Raw genomic sequence first — 16,727 nt, forward strand, 5'->3', positions numbered from 1 at the left:
CGCGCGGGAAGATCACGAAGCGGCGGCGGGAAAGAGGAGCGACGATGTCGGTAAACCCGGAGCTGATTGATGTCGGCGACATCGTCACCCGCGACGGCACCGACGAACATCGCGTGATCTGGATGCAGGTGCCGCCCGGCATGCCGATCGAGCATTGCGATTTCTTCGAAGTCGTCTGCATCAAGGCGCCCGCCACCGCATGGTGCAAGGTCGGCGAAAAAGAGAAGAACATGCTGCGCCGCTACAGTCTTGTCCGCCGCGCCGCCACCATCGACGCCAGCGCCGCGCCCGCAAGGCTCGAGGTGCGGAGCGCAGCGAGCCGCGCGAGCGAAGTCCCGCACCGAGAGCCCAAACCATAATGATCCCCGCCGCCATCTATGCCCGCTTCTCGACCGAGCTGCAGTCGGAACGCTCGATCGCCGATCAGATCGCGCTGTGCGAGGATTTCGCCGCCCGCGAGGGGCTTGAAGTCGTCGCGCGCTATGACGACGCGGCGCGCTCCGGCGGCTCGATGCTGGGCCGCGACGGGCTGACGGCGCTGATGGCCGATGCGCGCGGGGGCCGCTTCGCGGTCGTCATCGTCGAGGCGCTCGACCGGCTCTCGCGCGACATGGAGGATCTCGCCGGGCTGCACAAGCGCCTGACTTTCGCCGGCGTCGAGATCCGCGCCGTCCATGAAGGCCGCGTCGACACGATGCTGGTCGGCTTGCGCGGCCTCATCGGCCAGCTCTACCGCGAGGACAACGCCCACAAGATAAGGCGCGGCATGGCCGGCCGTGTCGGCGACGGGCTCTTCGCCGGCGGATTGACCTATGGCTATCGCCCGGTGCCGGGCGAGAAAGGCCGCCGCGTCATTGTCGAGGAAGAGGCCGCGATCGTGCGCCGCGTCTTTGCCGCGTTCGCCGCCGGCCGCAGCCCGCGCGACATCGCCGCCCGCCTCAACGCCGAGGGCGTCAAGCCGCCGCGCGGGTCGCGCTGGAATGCGTCGACCATCAACGGCTCGGCGTCGCGCGGCAACGGCATCCTGCGCAATCCCGTCTATGCCGGCCGCATTGTCTGGAACCGGGTGCGGATGATCCGCGATCCGGACACCGGCCGCCGTCTGTCGCGGGTCAATCCGCGCGCGGCCTGGCGCGAGGCGGAAGCGCCGGAACTCGCGATCGTCGAACCGGCGCTGTTCGACCGCGTGCAGGAGATGAAGGCCGGCCGCGCCGCCCGCCGGCCCGAGCGCCAGCGCCGCCCGAAACATATTCTCTCCGGCCTGCTGCGCTGCGCCGGCTGCGGCGGCGGCTTGTCGGTCTATGGCGCCGACCGTTCGGGCCGAAGGCGTCTGCGCTGCACGCGCCAGGCCGAGAGCGCCACCTGCCCGGCGCCGGCGACCTTCTATCTCGACAGCGTCGAGCGCGCGGTACTCGACCGCCTCGGCGCCGAGCTGCGCCATCCGGAAGCGATCGCCGAATTCGTGCGCGAATATCATGCCGAGCGCCGCCGCCTCGCCGCCGGCGCCGGCGCACGCCGTGCGTCGCTGGAACGGGCCGAGGCACAGGCGGCGCGCGAGGTCGCCCGGCTGGTCGAGGCGATCGCGCAAGGCCAGGGCGATCCGGCGCTGCTGGGCCCGCGCGCGACCGAAGCCGAGACGCGGCGCAAGGCGCTGGCCGCAGAAGTCGCGGCGCTGGCCGAGGCCGCCCCGGTCGTCACGCTGCACCCGGCCGTGCTCGAGCGCTATGCCGCGCAGCTCGCCCGGCTCGACCGGGCGCTGGGCCGGGCGCTCGAGGCCGGCGAGGCCGAAGCCGCCGAGGCGCTGCGCGAACTGGTCGAAAGCGTGACCGTCGCGCCGGACCCGGCCCGGCCGGGCGGACTCTATATAGCGGTCACAGGCCGCCTCAACGCGCTGCTGGGCGCGGGGGCCTTCCCGGGGGGTGTGAGGGGATCGATGGTAGCGGAGGACGGATTTGAACCGCCGACACGCGGATTATGATTCCGCTGCTCTAACCAACTGAGCTACTCCGCCCCAAGGCGCCGGAAGGCGGGTCGAAACCACCGCGCCCCCGAAGAGACCCGGATATAAGGGCCGCGACGAAGACCTGTCAAGCAATGCGGCCGGACGGTTCACGCGGCCGGCTTCGCGGCCTCCGCGAGAGCGTCCGGCTTGCGGAAGCGCAGCATCGTGAAAAGCCCGAACGGCTTGAGGCTGACGGTTTCGACAAGCTCCAGCGTCGCGACATCCGTGATGGTTTCGGCGCGGAAGTCGGGATGCCAGCCAAGCGCGCGCGCCGCCGGCGCCATGAAACTCTCGACCCAGCCGCGAATCCCGTGATCCTGCGCAAAGTGATTGACGATCAGAACCTCGCCACCCGGCGCACAAACGCGCTCAAGCTCTTTCAGCACCTGGATCGGATCGGGCACCACGGTCATCACATACATCGCAACCACGGTGTCGAACGCCCCATCGTCGAAGCGAAGCTCGGAAGCATCCATTTCATACAGCGCATCGATGTTTGTCAGCCCGCGCTCGCGAACGCGCTGGCGCGCGATGCGCAGCATGTCGGGCGAAAGATCGATACCGGTCACGGTGAGATGCGGCGCATAACGCGGCAACGCGACGCCGGTTCCGACACCGACTTCAAGCAGCGATCCTTCGCGGCGATTAATGATGTCGATGGCGCGTTTGCGGCCTGCATCGGCGATCGGCCCGAAGGAAAAATCATAGACGGGTGCCCAGCGCGCATACGCCTTCAGGACCGATTGTTCGTCTATCCGGACTATCCCGTTCAAAATCGCTACCCCTTGAATTTCACGCGTTCACTCTGCGGCCATTGCCGCCATGCGCGCAACACTATATCGGAACCGAATGCGGCTAAAATGCGGTTCCCGCGGCAAATCGCTCTGATTCAGGTTCCGCCACGTGCAACTGCCAACGGCTCTCGGCGCGCGCGATCCACCCGCCACCCAGCACCCGCGTTCCGCCGGCCGGGTCGTAGAAGACGCAGGCCTGACCGGCCGCAACCCCGTCCTCGCCGGCATCGAGCTCGACTGTCGCGCCGTCCGCCGTGCGCTTGAGCCGCGCCGCGACGGGCGGCCGCGTCGACCGGACCTTGGCGGCGATTTCGATGCCCGCCTCCGGCAACGCGTCGAATGCCCCATCGCCGAGCCAGTTGACGTCGCGCAGGGTCAGGCGGTGCGTCTCGAGCGCCTCACGGGGACCGACGATCACCCGGCGCCGCGCCGGCTCAAGCCTGACGACGAAAAGCGGCTCGCTTTCCGGTTCGCTGGCCCCGAGGCCAAGGCCGCGACGCTGACCGATCGTATAGCGGGCGATGCCTTCATGCCGGCCGAGCACACGCCCGTCGAGATGCACGATCTCGCCCGGCTCCGATGCGCCCGGGCGCAACCTGTCGACAATCGTCGTGTAGCGCCCGGACGGCACGAAACAAATATCCTGGCTGTCAGGCTTCGCCGCGACCGCAAGTCCCATGCGCTCCGCCATCGCCCGCGCTTCGGGCTTGGTGAGATCGCCAAGCGGAAAACGCAGGAAGTCGAGCTGTTCGCGCGTCGTCGTGAAAAGGAAATAACTCTGATCGCGATCCGTGTCGGCCGGCCGATGCAGCTCGCGGCCCGACTTGCCGGCGCGGCTCGCAATGTAGTGCCCGGTCGCCATCGCCGCGGCGCCGAGATCGCGCGCCGTGTCGAGAAGATCGCGAAACTTGACGCGTTCGTTGCAGCGGACGCAGGGGATCGGCGTCTCGCCGGCGACGTAGGAGTCTGCGAAATCCTCCATCACCGCGCGACGAAATCGATCCTCGTAGTCGAGCACATAATGGGGAATGCCGATCTGTTCGGCGACGCGGCGCGCATCGTGGATGTCCTGGCCCGCGCAGCAGGCGCCCTTGCGCGAGACGGCCGCGCCATGATCGTAGAGCTGCATGGTAATGCCGACGACGTCGTAACCCTGCTCCTTGAGCAGGGCCGCCGTCACCGAACTGTCGACGCCGCCGGACATGGCGACAACCACCCGCGTTTCTTCCGGCCGGCCCGGAAGATCGAGACTGTTGAGACCTGTCTTTTCGTCGAACAAATCACGCATCGCCGTCGCGCCGGACTTCGTCCGGCATCTCCTGCTTGATGGACGCCGAAGAGGGCGCCTCTCATCCGGCCGCACTATAGGGAGGCAGCACGGCGCCGCAAGCAGGCGCGGCCGCGCATCCGCCAGTGCCCGGCAAATTCTGCCGGACCGGCAGCGAATATCGGGTTCAACGCCACCCGGGTCAACCCCGAAGGATCATAACCATTTGAAATAATTGGATTTATTTCCTCAAGCCGCATGGCCCACCGCTTGCTTCCTTTGGCCCGAGCCTTTCTCTGCAACCAGGTGACAGTATGGACTTGCCCTCTTCAGCCACGCCGCGAACCGGATCCGCCACCGACACGCTTTCGATCCACCCGGACACCGTTCGGGTTTCGGTCAACACGGCCGCGGGCGAGTTCGCGCGCCATCTGGCCGACAACGACCGCATGAGCGATACGGTACGCCGCGACGACCGCTCGGCTGAACGCCGGGAGCGCTCGGCCTCGTCCGATCGCAACCGGCGCGACGACGTGCGGGAGCGCGACCGCGATCCGGCGACGCGGGAAACGAAGGCAAAGGACACGTCCGTTAACGAAAACAGTGAATCGGCGCCGGAGTCCGGGATCATCGCCGAGCTTGCCCTCGCGACCGAAGGCGATGCACCGGTGGAGGAGACGTCCGGCGGCAAAGGCGCGACGCCTGCGCACGAAGCCGACGCCAAGGTCGCGGACGAAGCGGCGACACCCGAAATCGATCTCGCGCCCGACGCAACCTCGGCCGACGCCGAAGGCGCGCCGGTGGAGACGACCGAAGAAACCGAGGAGACCGTCGCCGTTCCGGCCCTTGAAACCGACAAAGCACCTGCCGACGCTTCGACGGATTCCGGCGATATTGCCGCATCGGCCCCGGTCGCCGCACCCGTGGAGCCGGCGCAAGCGAAACCCGGCGCCCAAAAGACAAACAACGGCGAAGCTCCGCAAGCGGCATCCGGCACAAAGGAGCCCGTGGACGCCCTGCGGCCACAGGCGGCCGCCCCGCAACGCCCGGCGACAGACGCCGGCGCAGCTGCCCCCGCACTCGATGCCGAGCCAGTCACGACCCCCGCGACAGCCGCGGCCGCCAAGCCTGCCAAAGGTCTGGGGCAGGAAGCGGCCGAAGCCCTTGCCGACAAGAAGACCGACGCGAAGCGCGCGGCCGCGTCCGCAAATGCCGCACCTCAGGCCGCGACACCACCGCAACCACCCCGTAGCGCGGGCGCGGTCCCCCAGGCCCCCCTGCCTGACATCGCCCAGGCCGATTTGCGTCCGGCGTCGCGCAGCCTCGAACTGCCTTCCGGCATTCAGCAGACATCAAACACGGCGACGGTGCGCATCGGCACGCTGCCGGGACAATCGCAGCCGACCCAGATTCCCGCCATGGCGATTGCCTTGCAGATTGCACGCAATCTCCAGAAAGGGATCAACCGCTTCGATATTCGTCTCGACCCGCCGGAAATGGGCCGCATCGATATCCGCATGGAGGTCCGCCGCGACGGCCATGTGATGGCGCATCTGACGGTCGAAAAGCCGGAAACGCTCGACCTGCTGCAACGCGACGCGCGCGCGCTTCAGCAGGCGTTGAACAATGCCGGTCTCGACGCCGACGAGAACAGCCTCAACTTCTCGCTGCACGACCAGAACGCCGATGAGGATCGACGCGACGCCGCCGGCAGCGAACAGAGCAGTGCCGGCGTCGATGACGCCGAGCCGGCGACGGCGCCCATCTACAACGTCAACCTCTCCGCCACCGGCGGCATCGACATTCGCGTTTGACGCAGAAGGGCCTCCGCCATGGATATCGCCTCCGCCACAGCCGCCGTGCAGGCTGCAACCGCCGGCAATAAATCGTCGGTCGCCTCTGCCGCGCTGGCCGGCAATTTCGATACGTTCCTCAGGCTCCTGACAACGCAGCTGAAGCATCAGGACCCGACCAACCCGATGAGCTCCGACCAGTTCACCCAGCAGCTCGTGCAGATGTCGGGTGTCGAGCAGTCCATCCAGACCAACCGCAATCTGGAGACGCTGATCACCGCCAATTCGATTCAGAATTCGAACCTTTCGGTCTCGCTGCTCGGCAAGCAGGTGACCGGATCGGGAACCGGCGCCCTGCTGACGGCCGGTGCCGCCAACTGGAGCTATGCGCTGGCGGCGGACGCCCCCGACACCACCCTCCAGGTCATCAATGCCGACGGCGCAACGGTCTTCACCCAGAAGCTGAATGCGGCCAAGGGCGACCATCAGTTCGCCTGGGACGGGAAGGACGGCAACGGCGCCGATCAGCCCGACGGCACCTACTTCCTCAAGATTGTCGCCAATGCGGCGAACGGCGCGCCGGTCGCGGTCGACACCCGCACGACAGGCATCGTCACGGCGATCGACCTGACCAGCACCGATCCGCTGCTGACGGTTAACGGCGCCCAAATCCGCTATTCCCAGATCACCTCCGTAAAGCAACCGGACACGCCAATTTGACCGCGCCCCGTCCCGCAATGGAACAGCTAAGCCTTTGATTTTGGACAAATTTTACTACGCCGCTTAGCCGTTTTTAAAGACTGTCCGGCCTATTCTGGGATCAGCAAAGAGTACGGAGACGAATGTTCGATGAGTGAGCAGCAGACATCAAAGGTCAGCTATGTGATCGGCCCCGACGGGAGCCCGCTCACCGTTGCCGACCTGCCACCGTCCGACACCAAGCGGTGGGTCATACGGCGCAAGGCCGAAGTCGTCGCGGCTGTCCGCGGCGGCCTCATCAGCCTCGACGATGCCTGCCGCCGGTACACGCTGACGGTGGAGGAGTTTCTGAGCTGGCAACGCTCGATCGAGCGCCACGGCCTGGCCGGCCTCCGTGCCACCCGGGTTCAACAGTACAGGCAGTAAGATAGATTTGTATCTGCGTACTTGCTGTCTTCAGGGCGCCGCCGGAACCTCCCTCCAGCGGCGCCCTTTCCTTTTGTCCCCGCTTCTTTCGCAGGACCCGGCAAAAATTGCCGGGCGCGTTAAGCATCTGTTTAGGCTGCAGGCGGTAAATTTTGCCCTGTGGCACGGGGAACCCCGACTGGGCAAACAGAGCTCGGGGTTCTGAGGGCAAAGAATTTGCGACTCACCTGTTGTCTGGCGTGGATGTCGATCCAGGAAACGGATTTGCGTTCTGCGCGCTGACACATGAGGTGGGTTGGTGAACAGCTTCTCGAATCTTGTTCAATCCCTGGGATTGATGCGTCTGGTGGCGCTGGGTCTCGTGGCGGCGGTGCTGCTGGGGTTCTTCGCCTATATCGGCTCGCGCTACGGTAGCGAACCCAAGGCGCTGCTCTTCTCCGATGTCGGCGTCGAAGACGCCTCCAAAATGATCGGCACGCTCGACGCCATGAAGGTTCCCTACGAACTGCGCGGCGACGGCAGCATGATCTATGTACCGCGAAGCCAGGTCCTCCGCTTGCGCATGTCTCTCGCCGAAAAGGGGCTGCCGGCCGGCGGCACGGTCGGCTATGAAATCTTCGACAATGCCGACGCACTCGGCACGACGAGCTTCCTTCAGAACATCAACCACTTGCGTGCGCTCGAAGGCGAACTGGCGCGCACCATTCGCTCGATCGAAGGCATCGACGCCGCGCGGGTCCATCTCGTTCTGCCCGAGCGCGAACTGTTTTCGCGCGACCGGCGCGAACCGACTGCCTCCATCGTGCTCAAGGTGTCGCGCAACAACCTGGCAACGCAGCAGGTCAAGGCGATTCAGTATCTCGTTTCTTCCGCCGTTGACGGTCTGGCTCCCTCCCGTGTTTCGATCGTCGACGAACGCGGCACCCTGCTCGCGAGCGGCATGGGCGACGACAGCCAGTCGCTGATGGCATCCTCCGTCGAGGAACGGCGTTCAAGCTACGAAAACCGCTTGCGCACCCATGTCGAAAATATCGTCCAGCGCGTGGTCGGCGCCGACAAGGTCCGCGTCGAAGTGACCGCCCAGATGGACTACAACCGCATCACCCAAACGTCGGACACCTTCGATCCGGCAAGCCAGGTCGCGCGCTCGACGCAAACGGTCGAAGACATATCGACCAGCGCGGACGGCATGGGGAATGACGGCGTCACCGTCGGCAACAACCTGCCGAACGCCAACCAGGCCGGCGCCGACAACGCCTCGGCATCGCAGCAATCGGCGACGCGAACCGAAGAGACGGTCAACTACGAAATTTCCCGAACCACAAAGACGGAAGTGCTCGAGCCCGGCCGCGTTACGCGCCTCTCGGTCGCGGTTCTGGTCGACGGCTCCTATACGGCCGATGCCGAAGGGAACACAACCTACGCGCCGCGTTCCGAAGGCGAGCTGCAAAAGATCGAGGCCCTGGTCAAATCCGCGATGGGCTTCGACGCCGACCGCGGCGACAAGGTCGAAATCGTCAATCTCCAGTTCGCGCCGTCGCCGACCTTCGACGCCGGCACCGAAGCGCCCGCCGACGAAGGATTCATGAATCTGACCGGCGCCGACGTCATGCGCATCGTCGAAATGGCCGTCATCGCCATTCTCGCAATCATTGCGATGCTGTTTGTCTTCCGGCCGCTCCTGGCGCGCCTCGGCAGCGCGCCGGCCCGCATGTCGGCGGCACTCGCCCTGCCCGGTACGGCAGGCGCGGCGGCGTTCGCAACGGGCGGCGGCGAAGACGGCAGCGCTTCGGCCGGCGCACTCCCCGCGCCCGAATTGAGTGAAGACATGATGATCGACATCGCGCAGGTCGCGGGAAAGGTCAAACAGTCCTCGGTCCGGAAGATCGGCGAACTGGTGACCGGACACCCCGACGAATCCATCTCGATCCTGCGCAGCTGGCTGCACGAAAGCGCTTGAGGACAAAAAATTGGCGACCGCACCGAAAATCAAGGACGACAAGTCTCTCTCCGGCCCCCAGAAGGCCGCGATATTCATGCTCGCGCTCGGCGCCGACGATGCCGCGCCGCTCTGGAACATGTTCGACGAAGACGAAATCCGGGAGCTTTCCCAGATCATGTCGTCGCTCGGTACGGTCCAGGCGGGATCGGTCGAAAAGTTGCTCGTCGAATTTGCCTCCAAGGTATCGGGCACGGGCGCCCTGGTCGGCTCCTACGAATCGACCGAGCGGCTCCTGCTGCGCTTCCTCCCCGAAGATCGCGTCGTCTCGGTGATGGACGAAATTCGCGGTCCCGCCGGCCGCACGATGTGGGAAAAACTCGGCAACGTGAATGAAACGGTGCTCGCGACCTATCTGAAAAACGAATACCCGCAAACGGTCGCCGTTGTCCTGACCAAGATCCGTCCCGAACACGCGGCCCGCGTGCTCGCCAACCTGCCCGAGGATTTCGCGCTTGAAGTCGTCACGCGCATGCTGCGCATGGAATCGGTTCAGAAGGATATCCTCGACAAGGTCGAGCAGACGCTCCGGTCCGAATTCATGTCGAACCTTTCGCGCACGAACCGCCGCGACAGCCACGAACTGATGGCCGAAATATTCAACAATTTCGACCGCCAGACCGAGGGTCGCTTCCTTGCGGCGCTGGAGGAGCGCACACGCGAATCCGCCGACCGCATCAAGGCGCTGATGTTCACCTTCGAGGATCTCGGAAGGCTCGACCCCGGCTCCGTGCAGACGCTGCTGCGCGCCGTCGACAAGAACAAACTGGCCATCGCGCTCAAGGGCGCTTCCGATACGCTCCGCGATCTCTTCTTCGCCAACATGTCGGAACGCGCGGCAAAAATTCTGCGCGAGGACATGGAACTGATGGGTCCGGTCCGCCTCAAGGATGTCGATGAGGCGCAGACCAACATGGTCAACGTCGCCAAGGACCTCGCCAACAACGGCGAGATCATGATTGCGTCCGACGGCGCCGACAACGAACTGATCTATTGATCGCAGAAAGGACGTCGAAGGGCGCCCGGATGAAACAGATGAAGCAGGCCGTGAAATTCACATTCGACACCCATTTCGACGCCCCCACGTCGCGAACGGGCGAAGACGCGCGGACACATCGCAATCCGACCGCAGCCGACGTCGAACGGGCGCGGACCGAAGGCTATGCGGCGGGCTTCGCCGCCGGCGAGACCGAAGCGGCCGCACGCGCGGATCGTGAGCTCAGCACGGCGATGAACGAGCTTGCCGCAGGCGCCGCCGGCCTGATCGCCGCTCTGGACGCCCGAATGAAATCCCTGACCGCCGAAGCAACCCAGCTCGCGGTGGCATGTGCCAGAAAGCTCGCGCCGGCGACAATTGCGACAAGACCGGAAGCCGAAATCGAGGCGGTGCTGCGCGACTGTCTTTCGCACCTCAACCGCGAACCGCACATTCTGCTGCGCGTATCGACCGGTCTGGTCGACCGTCTCAAGGAAACCGTCGATCGCATGGCGATGGAGCGCGGTTTGACGGGCCGCATCATCCTTCTCGGCGAGCCGGAGATGGGCGACGGCGACTGCGTTGTCGAGTGGGCCGATGGCGGCGTCGTCAGGTCCCACGACGACATCGAGAATGAAATCGCACAGATCGTCGCGCGCTATATCGAAACGCTGTCCGTGCAATCCAACCCTGATCTTGCCATGCCGGAATTCGGCCTGGCGGACAGCGATAGAACCTGACACCGAACGAATTCTCCAAGGAGTTGATCCGATGGCCGACCAGGAAGAAGAGATGGCGCTGCCCGACCTCGCAAATGCGGCTGACTTGCCGGCGGTTGCGGACGGCGCTCAGGGTGCCGACGAAGAAGAGAGCGTTCGTTCAGCGCACGATCTCGAAGCGGTGTTCGATGTTCCCGTCAACGTGTCGGCCGTACTCGGCAAAACGCATGTCGAGGTATCGAACCTCCTCAAGCTCGGTCGCGGCGCCATTGTCGAACTCGACCGGAAGGTCGGCGAAGCAATCGACATTTATGTCAACGACCGCCTCGTCGCGCGCGGCGAAGTCGTCGTGGTCGACGACCGGCTCGGCGTCACCATGACCGAGATCGTCAAGGGTGGCGTCAGCTGAACGCCGACGCTTCGAAATTTTTGAGTAAAACCGGAAAAAGAAAGTAGAGGAGCCGCAGATGCGCCTTCTGATCGTCGGAACCCTGAACGGGCAGCTCTCCACCGCCACAAAAATGGCGATGGCCAAGGGCGCCAAGGTCACGCACACGGAAACGGTCGACCAGGCGATCGACACGCTGCGGTCCGGTCGCGGTGCCGACCTGATGATGGTCGATGTCGCGGCCGACATCGCAAACCTGATCGCCCGGTTGCAAAGCGAACATATCTGCGTGCCCGTCGTTGCCTGCGGCGTCGAAACCGACGCCCGTGCGGCGGTCAATGCCATTCGCGCCGGCGCCAAGGAATACATCCCCCTGCCGCCCGACGCCGAGCTCATCGCCGCCGTGCTTGCCGCCGTCGCGGAAGAAAGCCATGCGCTGGTCTTCCAGGACCCGAAGATGGCCAGCGTCGTGAAGCTTGCCGATCAGGTCGCGGCGTCGGAAGCCAGCATCCTCATCACCGGTGAATCCGGCACCGGCAAGGAAGTGATGGCTCACTATGTCCACAGCCGTTCGCTGCGCCGCGACAAGCCCTTCATCTCGGTCAACTGCGCCGCGATCCCCGAAAACCTCCTCGAGTCGGAACTCTTCGGACATGAGAAAGGCGCGTTCACCGGCGCCATCGCGCGACGCATCGGCAAGTTCGAGGAAGCGGACGGCGGCACCCTGCTTCTCGACGAAATCAGCGAAATGGACATTCGTCTCCAGGCGAAGCTGTTGCGCGCCATTCAGGAGCGCGTCATCGACCGCGTCGGCGGCAAGACGCCGGTCCGTGTCGATATCCGCATCATCGCGACGTCGAACCGTGACCTGCAGTCCGAAGCGCGCGCCGGCCGGTTCCGCGAAGACCTGTTCTATCGACTGAATGTGGTCAATCTTCAGCTGCCGCCGTTGCGCGAGCGGCCGGCCGACATCATGGCTCTCTCGGAGCATTTCGCGAAGCGCTACGCGCGCACCAACGGCCTTGTCTCGAAGCCGATTTCGACCGAAGCCCGCCGCTTTCTCGCTCATCACCGCTGGACCGGCAACGTTCGCGAGCTCGAAAACACGATGCACCGCGCCGTGTTGCTGGCCGCCGGCGACGAAATCGACATCGAGGCAATCCGCCTTCCCGACGGCACACGGCTTGACGATGCAAATCTGGGCGGCGTCGCGCAGAAGGCGGCGGCAGCAGCCGATTCCGTCTCCCGCGCCTTTGTCGGCAAGACCGTTTCCGAAGTTGAGCAGGACCTGATCCTGCAAACGCTCGATCACTGCCTCGGCAACCGCACACATGCCGCCAACATTCTCGGGATCTCGATCCGGACGCTTCGCAACAAGCTGAAGGAATATGGCGAGCAGGGCATTTCCATTCCGACGCCCGGCGAAGCCCGTCCGCAATTCGGTTGAGATTTCTCCGGCACGGTCCGGCCTCTGAAAGTTAGAAGATGAGCGATACGAGCTCCGCCGCAGCAAAGACCGCATCGACCGGGGGCATGACGCTCTTCGGTGCGACGCCGCGATCCATCATGGCCAACCTTGCCACGCGCGGCGATCTCGCGCTGGCCCTCGGCGTCATGGCGATCATCGTCGTCCTGATCCTGCCGTTGCCGGCCTTCCTGCTCGACTTTTCGCTCGCCATCTCGATCACCTTCTCCGTGCTGGTGTTGATGACGGCACTTTTCATTCAGAAGCCGCTGGAATTCAGCGCCTTTCCGACGGTTCTCCTGATTGCCACCATGCTGCGGCTGGCGCTGAACCTCGCCTCGACGCGCCTTATTCTCGGCGAAGGCCACGAAGGAACGGACAGTGCCGGCAAGGTCATCGAGGCCTTCGGCAATTTCGTGATGCAGGGCAATTTCGTCATCGGCATCATCGTCTTCTCGATCCTGGTCATCGTGAACTTTGTCGTCATCACCAAGGGTTCGGGCCGCATCGCGGAAGTCGCCGCACGCTTCACCCTCGATGCGATGCCCGGCAAGCAGATGGCGATCGACGCCGATCTGTCCGCCGGTCTGATCGACGAGAACGAGGCGCGGACGCGCCGGTCCAATCTCGAGAAGGAAAGCTCCTTCTTCGGCGCCATGGACGGCGCCTCGAAGTTCGTTCGCGGCGATGCGGTCGCAGGCTTGCTGATCACTTTCATCAACATCGTCGGCGGCATCGTCATCGGTGTCGCGCAAAACAACCTGAGCTTCGGCGACGCCGCGCATACCTACACCTTGCTCACGATCGGCGATGGACTTGTCAGCCAGATCCCGGCCCTCATCGTGTCGACCGCGGCCGGCCTGCTCGTCTCGAAGGCCGGCGTCGAGGGCGCGGCCGACGAAGCGTTGTTCGACCAGCTTTCGGGCTACCCACAGGCGCTCGGCATGTCGTCTTTCGTGATGGGCACGATGGCGCTGTTGCCCGGCCTGCCGGCCGTCCCCTTCCTCATCCTTGCAAGCGGCGCAGGCGGACTTGCGTTCTATTTGATGCGATCGAGAAAGAAGCGAGCCGACGACATTGTCGACGCGCAGGAACGCGAGGCCGCGGCGGTTCCGGCGACGGAGGAGCCGATCAGCACGGCATTGCGCATGGACGAACTGCGCCTCGAAATCGGCTACGCGCTGCTGCCCCTGATAAACGGCAAGGACCATCAGAAGCTCACCGACCAGATCAAGGCGCTGCGCCGCCAGATCGCAAGCGACATGGGCTTTGTCATGCCGTCGGTGCGGATTCTCGACAACGTCCAGCTCGACGCCAACGCCTATGTCATCCGCGTCAAGGAAGTCGAGTCCGGTCGCGGCGACGTCTATGTCGGCCAGCTTCTGGTCATGGACCCGCGTGGCGACCAGATTCAGCTTCCGGGCCTCCACACAACGGAACCGGCTTTCGGCCTGCCCGCCACCTGGGTCGACGAAGGCTTGCGCGAGGAGGCATCCTTCCGCGGTTACACGGTCGTCGACCCGCCGACGGTCCTGACCACGCATCTGACCGAGATCATCAAGGACAACATGGCCGAGCTGCTCTCCTATGCGGAAGTGCAGAAGTTGATCGACGAATTGGGCAAGGAGCACAAGAAACTTGTCGACGACCTGGTCCCATCGCAAATCACGATCACAGGCATACAGCGTGTGCTCCAGACCCTGTTGACCGAACGCATCTCGATCCGCGACCTGCCGACCATCATGGAAGGGATCGCCGAAGCCGTCGGCCACACGCAGAGCCTGACGATGATTACCGAGCATGTGCGCGCGCGCCTTGCACGGCAGATTTGCGCCGCACATTCCGACACCGAAAACGCGGTGCCGCTCGTAACCCTTTCACCGCGCTGGGAGCAAGCCTTTGCCGAGTCTCTGATTGGCCAGGGCGAGGAAAAGCAACTCGCGATGCAACCGTCGCTCCTGCAGGAGTTCATCGCAACGATGCGCGACCGGTTCGAGGATGCAGCCCGTGCCGGCGAGGTGCCGGTGCTGCTGACAAGCCCCGGCGTCCGGCCCTATGTTCGCTCGATCATCGAACGCTTCAGGCCCCAGACCTTCGTCATGTCGCAGAATGAAATTCACCCGCGCGTCCGGCTGCGCACGGTCGGCACGGTGTAATCCGGGAGAGGCGGCGTCGCATGCGGTTGAGAACATTTCTCGCAGAATCGATGACCGACGCCATCGTTCAAGTACGCGCCGCGCTGGGTGACGACGCAATCATCGTCTCGTCGCACGAGAACGATCGCGGTTCGATCGAGGTTACGGCAGCCGTCGAAACCGCGCCGCAGGTCAACAGTGACGCCGGGAACAGACAAGACGCTGGCGGCCTTGAGCACCGCCTCGAACAAATGTTGCGCGCCCGGCTGCAGGCGCCGGCGGCGTCCGCCGCCGAAACCTCGCCATCGGCCGGCGCACCCATCGTTCCGTTCGACAGGTCGACAATCGGGGCCGCGCTCGAGGCGCATGCCGTTCCATCGGCGCTGAGAAACGATCTGCTGGTCTCCGCCATCGCACTCGACCGCGGGGACGCGATCGCCGCACTGGCTGGCGCACTCGAGGCACGTCTTGGATTTGAACCCCTGCCGGTTCGTCCGCAAGCGCCGGTCATGGCGATCGGCCTGCCCGGCGCCGGCAAAACCGTCACCCTTGCAAAGCTTGCCGCGCGCGCCGTGGTCGATGGCGCGCCGGTCGACATCGTTACAACCGATACGGTGCGGACGGGGGCGGTCGCGCAAGGCGAGGCTTACGCCCAACTCATCGGCGTTCACTTGCGCCGGGCCGAGAGCATCGACGCGCTGTCGTTACTCCTCGACGAAGGCAACCCGTCAGAAGGCACCGTCGGAGACCGATCTCACCGGCCTTGTTTCATCGACACGGCAAGTGTCAATCCCTTCGACCGCGACGAATTTGCCGCGCTTCACCGCCTGACACAGAACGCGCGCATCGCCGCCGGCGTCGAACCCGTGCTGGTTCTGTCGGCCCTTGGAGATGCCGACGTGTCGCGCGAAGCGGCAATCGAGTTTGCGCGTCTCGGCGCACGACGCATCGTCGCCACACAACTTGATATCGCCCGCCGCATCGGCCCCGTTCTGGCGGCGGCCGACGCATCGGGCTTGGCAATCGCTCAAATCAGCGTGACGCCCTATCTCGCCCGGGGTCTGGCACAGATGAATGCATATGTCTGCGCCCGGATGATACTGAACGACAGCGCCGCCGCCGCCGCAACGCCGGCACCAATGACGCGCCACGCGGGACAAAGACCATGAACGCCATACGCATGATCCAGGTCGCATCGGGAAAAGGTGGCATCGGGAAAACCTGGTTTGCCGTCTCCATCGCGCATGCGCTCGCCGCGGCGCGCCGGCGCGTGCTTCTGTTCGACGGCGATCTGGGACTTGCCAACATCGACGTACAGCTTGGTCTTTCTCCCCGTCACGACCTTGGCGACGTTATTTCGGGCCGCGTGACGCTCGCGGAAGCGATTGTGACCTACCGCCCCGAATCGATGGGTGGCGCGGAAGCAGGCGGCAGTTTCGACATTCTGGCGGGCAAGTCGGGCTCCGGCGTCTTGAGCGCGCTGACCCGGCCGGAAGTTGCCGGCCTCGCGACAGGCCTCGTTGCCCTGAGCGACGCCTATGATCATATCGTGTCGGACCTCGCGGCCGGCCTCGACCAATCCGTCATGTCGCTTTGCGTCAATGGCGGCATCACGATTGTGCTTGTCAGCGACGAACCGACATCGCTCACCGACGCTTACGCGTTCATCAAGCTGTTGACGATGCAGGAGCCGGGCGCGGACATTCGCATCGTCGTTAACATGGCAAACGACAAAGACCATGCGCGGCGGACCCATGCGGCGTTAACCAACGCGTGCCGCAACTTCCTTGGCATCGACCCGCCGTTCCTCGGCTTCGTTCCGCGCGACGAGCTCGTCCGTGACGCCATTCGGCACCAGATGCCCATTTTGTTCCGGCATCCGCAAGCCAGGGCGAGCGAGGCGGTACAGAAGATCGCCAGAGAAATCCTCATTCTTTCCGCCGGAAATCCCCGGCCGGCAGGTGCGTCAACGCAATCTGCGTGACGGTTTTGCGACGCAGACTGACGTTTTTTGCACTGCAAACCGCTAGACCTTGTCTCATTTTGGTCTAACCTCTGCCGGAA

Annotated in this window: 15 protein-coding genes and 1 tRNA gene; 13 read left to right on the plus strand and 3 right to left on the minus strand. The window is 64.6% G+C overall.

Annotated elements, in window-relative coordinates; translation table 11 throughout:
* Nucleotides 1-44 precede the first annotated feature (44 nt).
* Both KF719_RS05815 and KF719_RS05820 read left to right on the plus strand, forming a co-directional pair.
* On the plus strand, nucleotides 45-359 hold the full coding sequence (locus KF719_RS05815; RefSeq protein WP_293507779.1) for a hypothetical protein: 315 nt from the start codon (nucleotides 45-47) through the stop codon (nucleotides 357-359).
* Nucleotides 359-1,978, plus strand: coding sequence for a recombinase family protein (locus KF719_RS05820; RefSeq protein WP_293510587.1), 1,620 nt, complete (start codon nucleotides 359-361; stop codon nucleotides 1,976-1,978). Before KF719_RS05815 ends, KF719_RS05820 begins: the two co-directional genes overlap by 1 nt.
* On the opposite strand, the gene KF719_RS05825 is transcribed toward KF719_RS05820, so the two are convergent.
* The 3 genes from KF719_RS05825 to mnmA all read right to left on the minus strand — a co-directional run bounded on the left by KF719_RS05825 (nucleotide 1,935) and on the right by mnmA (nucleotide 4,084).
* A tRNA-Met gene (locus tag KF719_RS05825) sits at nucleotides 1,935-2,011 on the minus strand. The genes KF719_RS05820 and KF719_RS05825 overlap by 44 nt on opposite strands.
* Nucleotides 2,012-2,109: 98 nt before the next feature.
* Nucleotides 2,110-2,775 carry a methyltransferase domain-containing protein gene (locus KF719_RS05830; RefSeq protein WP_293507780.1) on the minus strand — a complete coding sequence of 222 codons (666 nt, stop codon included), beginning with the start codon at nucleotides 2,773-2,775 and terminating at the stop codon, nucleotides 2,110-2,112.
* Nucleotides 2,776-2,857: 82 nt separating this feature from the next.
* Nucleotides 2,858-4,084, minus strand: coding sequence for a tRNA 2-thiouridine(34) synthase MnmA (mnmA, locus tag KF719_RS05835; RefSeq protein ID WP_293507781.1), 1,227 nt, complete (start codon nucleotides 4,082-4,084; stop codon nucleotides 2,858-2,860).
* A 293-nt stretch (nucleotides 4,085-4,377) separates the two neighbouring features.
* On the opposite strand from mnmA, the gene KF719_RS05840 reads away from it, so the two are divergent.
* The 11 genes from KF719_RS05840 to KF719_RS05890 all read left to right on the plus strand — a co-directional run bounded on the left by KF719_RS05840 (nucleotide 4,378) and on the right by KF719_RS05890 (nucleotide 16,647).
* A complete protein-coding gene (locus KF719_RS05840; RefSeq protein WP_293507782.1) occupies nucleotides 4,378-5,877 on the plus strand; it encodes a flagellar hook-length control protein FliK in 1,500 nt (499 codons plus the stop codon).
* Nucleotides 5,878-5,895: 18 nt separating this feature from the next.
* A complete protein-coding gene (locus KF719_RS05845; RefSeq protein ID WP_293507783.1) occupies nucleotides 5,896-6,576 on the plus strand; it encodes a flagellar hook assembly protein FlgD in 681 nt (226 codons plus the stop codon).
* A 129-nt stretch (nucleotides 6,577-6,705) separates the two neighbouring features.
* Nucleotides 6,706-6,981 carry a DUF1153 domain-containing protein gene (locus tag KF719_RS05850; protein WP_293507784.1) on the plus strand — a complete coding sequence of 92 codons (276 nt, stop codon included), beginning with the start codon at nucleotides 6,706-6,708 and terminating at the stop codon, nucleotides 6,979-6,981.
* A 298-nt stretch (nucleotides 6,982-7,279) separates the two neighbouring features.
* Nucleotides 7,280-8,941 carry a flagellar basal-body MS-ring/collar protein FliF gene (fliF, locus tag KF719_RS05855; RefSeq protein WP_363318010.1) on the plus strand — a complete coding sequence of 554 codons (1,662 nt, stop codon included), beginning with the start codon at nucleotides 7,280-7,282 and terminating at the stop codon, nucleotides 8,939-8,941.
* 10 nt (nucleotides 8,942-8,951) lie between these two features.
* Nucleotides 8,952-9,977, plus strand: a complete 1,026-nt coding sequence (gene fliG, locus KF719_RS05860; protein ID WP_293507785.1) for a flagellar motor switch protein FliG — start codon at nucleotides 8,952-8,954, stop codon at nucleotides 9,975-9,977.
* Nucleotides 9,978-10,006: 29 nt separating this feature from the next.
* The gene (locus KF719_RS05865; RefSeq protein WP_293507786.1) at nucleotides 10,007-10,696 is read left to right on the plus strand and encodes a FliH/SctL family protein; all 690 of its coding nucleotides are present in this window, start codon (nucleotides 10,007-10,009) and stop codon (nucleotides 10,694-10,696) included.
* A 31-nt stretch (nucleotides 10,697-10,727) separates the two neighbouring features.
* Complete coding sequence (gene fliN, locus KF719_RS05870) at nucleotides 10,728-11,084, plus strand: flagellar motor switch protein FliN (protein ID WP_293507787.1); 357 nt, start codon at nucleotides 10,728-10,730, stop codon at nucleotides 11,082-11,084.
* A 58-nt stretch (nucleotides 11,085-11,142) separates the two neighbouring features.
* On the plus strand, nucleotides 11,143-12,510 hold the full coding sequence (locus KF719_RS05875) for a sigma-54 dependent transcriptional regulator (protein WP_293507788.1): 1,368 nt from the start codon (nucleotides 11,143-11,145) through the stop codon (nucleotides 12,508-12,510).
* Between the two features lie 86 nt (nucleotides 12,511-12,596).
* Nucleotides 12,597-14,684: a flagellar biosynthesis protein FlhA gene (gene flhA, locus KF719_RS05880; RefSeq protein WP_293510591.1), complete on the plus strand. Its 2,088-nt coding sequence runs from the start codon at nucleotides 12,597-12,599 to the stop codon at nucleotides 14,682-14,684.
* Between the two features lie 50 nt (nucleotides 14,685-14,734).
* The gene (locus tag KF719_RS05885) at nucleotides 14,735-15,832 is read left to right on the plus strand and encodes a hypothetical protein (protein ID WP_293507789.1); all 1,098 of its coding nucleotides are present in this window, start codon (nucleotides 14,735-14,737) and stop codon (nucleotides 15,830-15,832) included.
* A complete protein-coding gene (locus KF719_RS05890) occupies nucleotides 15,829-16,647 on the plus strand; it encodes a P-loop NTPase (protein WP_293507790.1) in 819 nt (272 codons plus the stop codon). Before KF719_RS05885 ends, KF719_RS05890 begins: the two co-directional genes overlap by 4 nt.
* The last annotated feature ends 80 nt before the right edge of the window (nucleotides 16,648-16,727 follow it).

It is taken from the genome of Parvibaculum sp. (assembly GCF_019635935.1).
In the GTDB taxonomy this organism is placed as follows: Bacteria; Pseudomonadota; Alphaproteobacteria; order Parvibaculales; family Parvibaculaceae; genus Parvibaculum.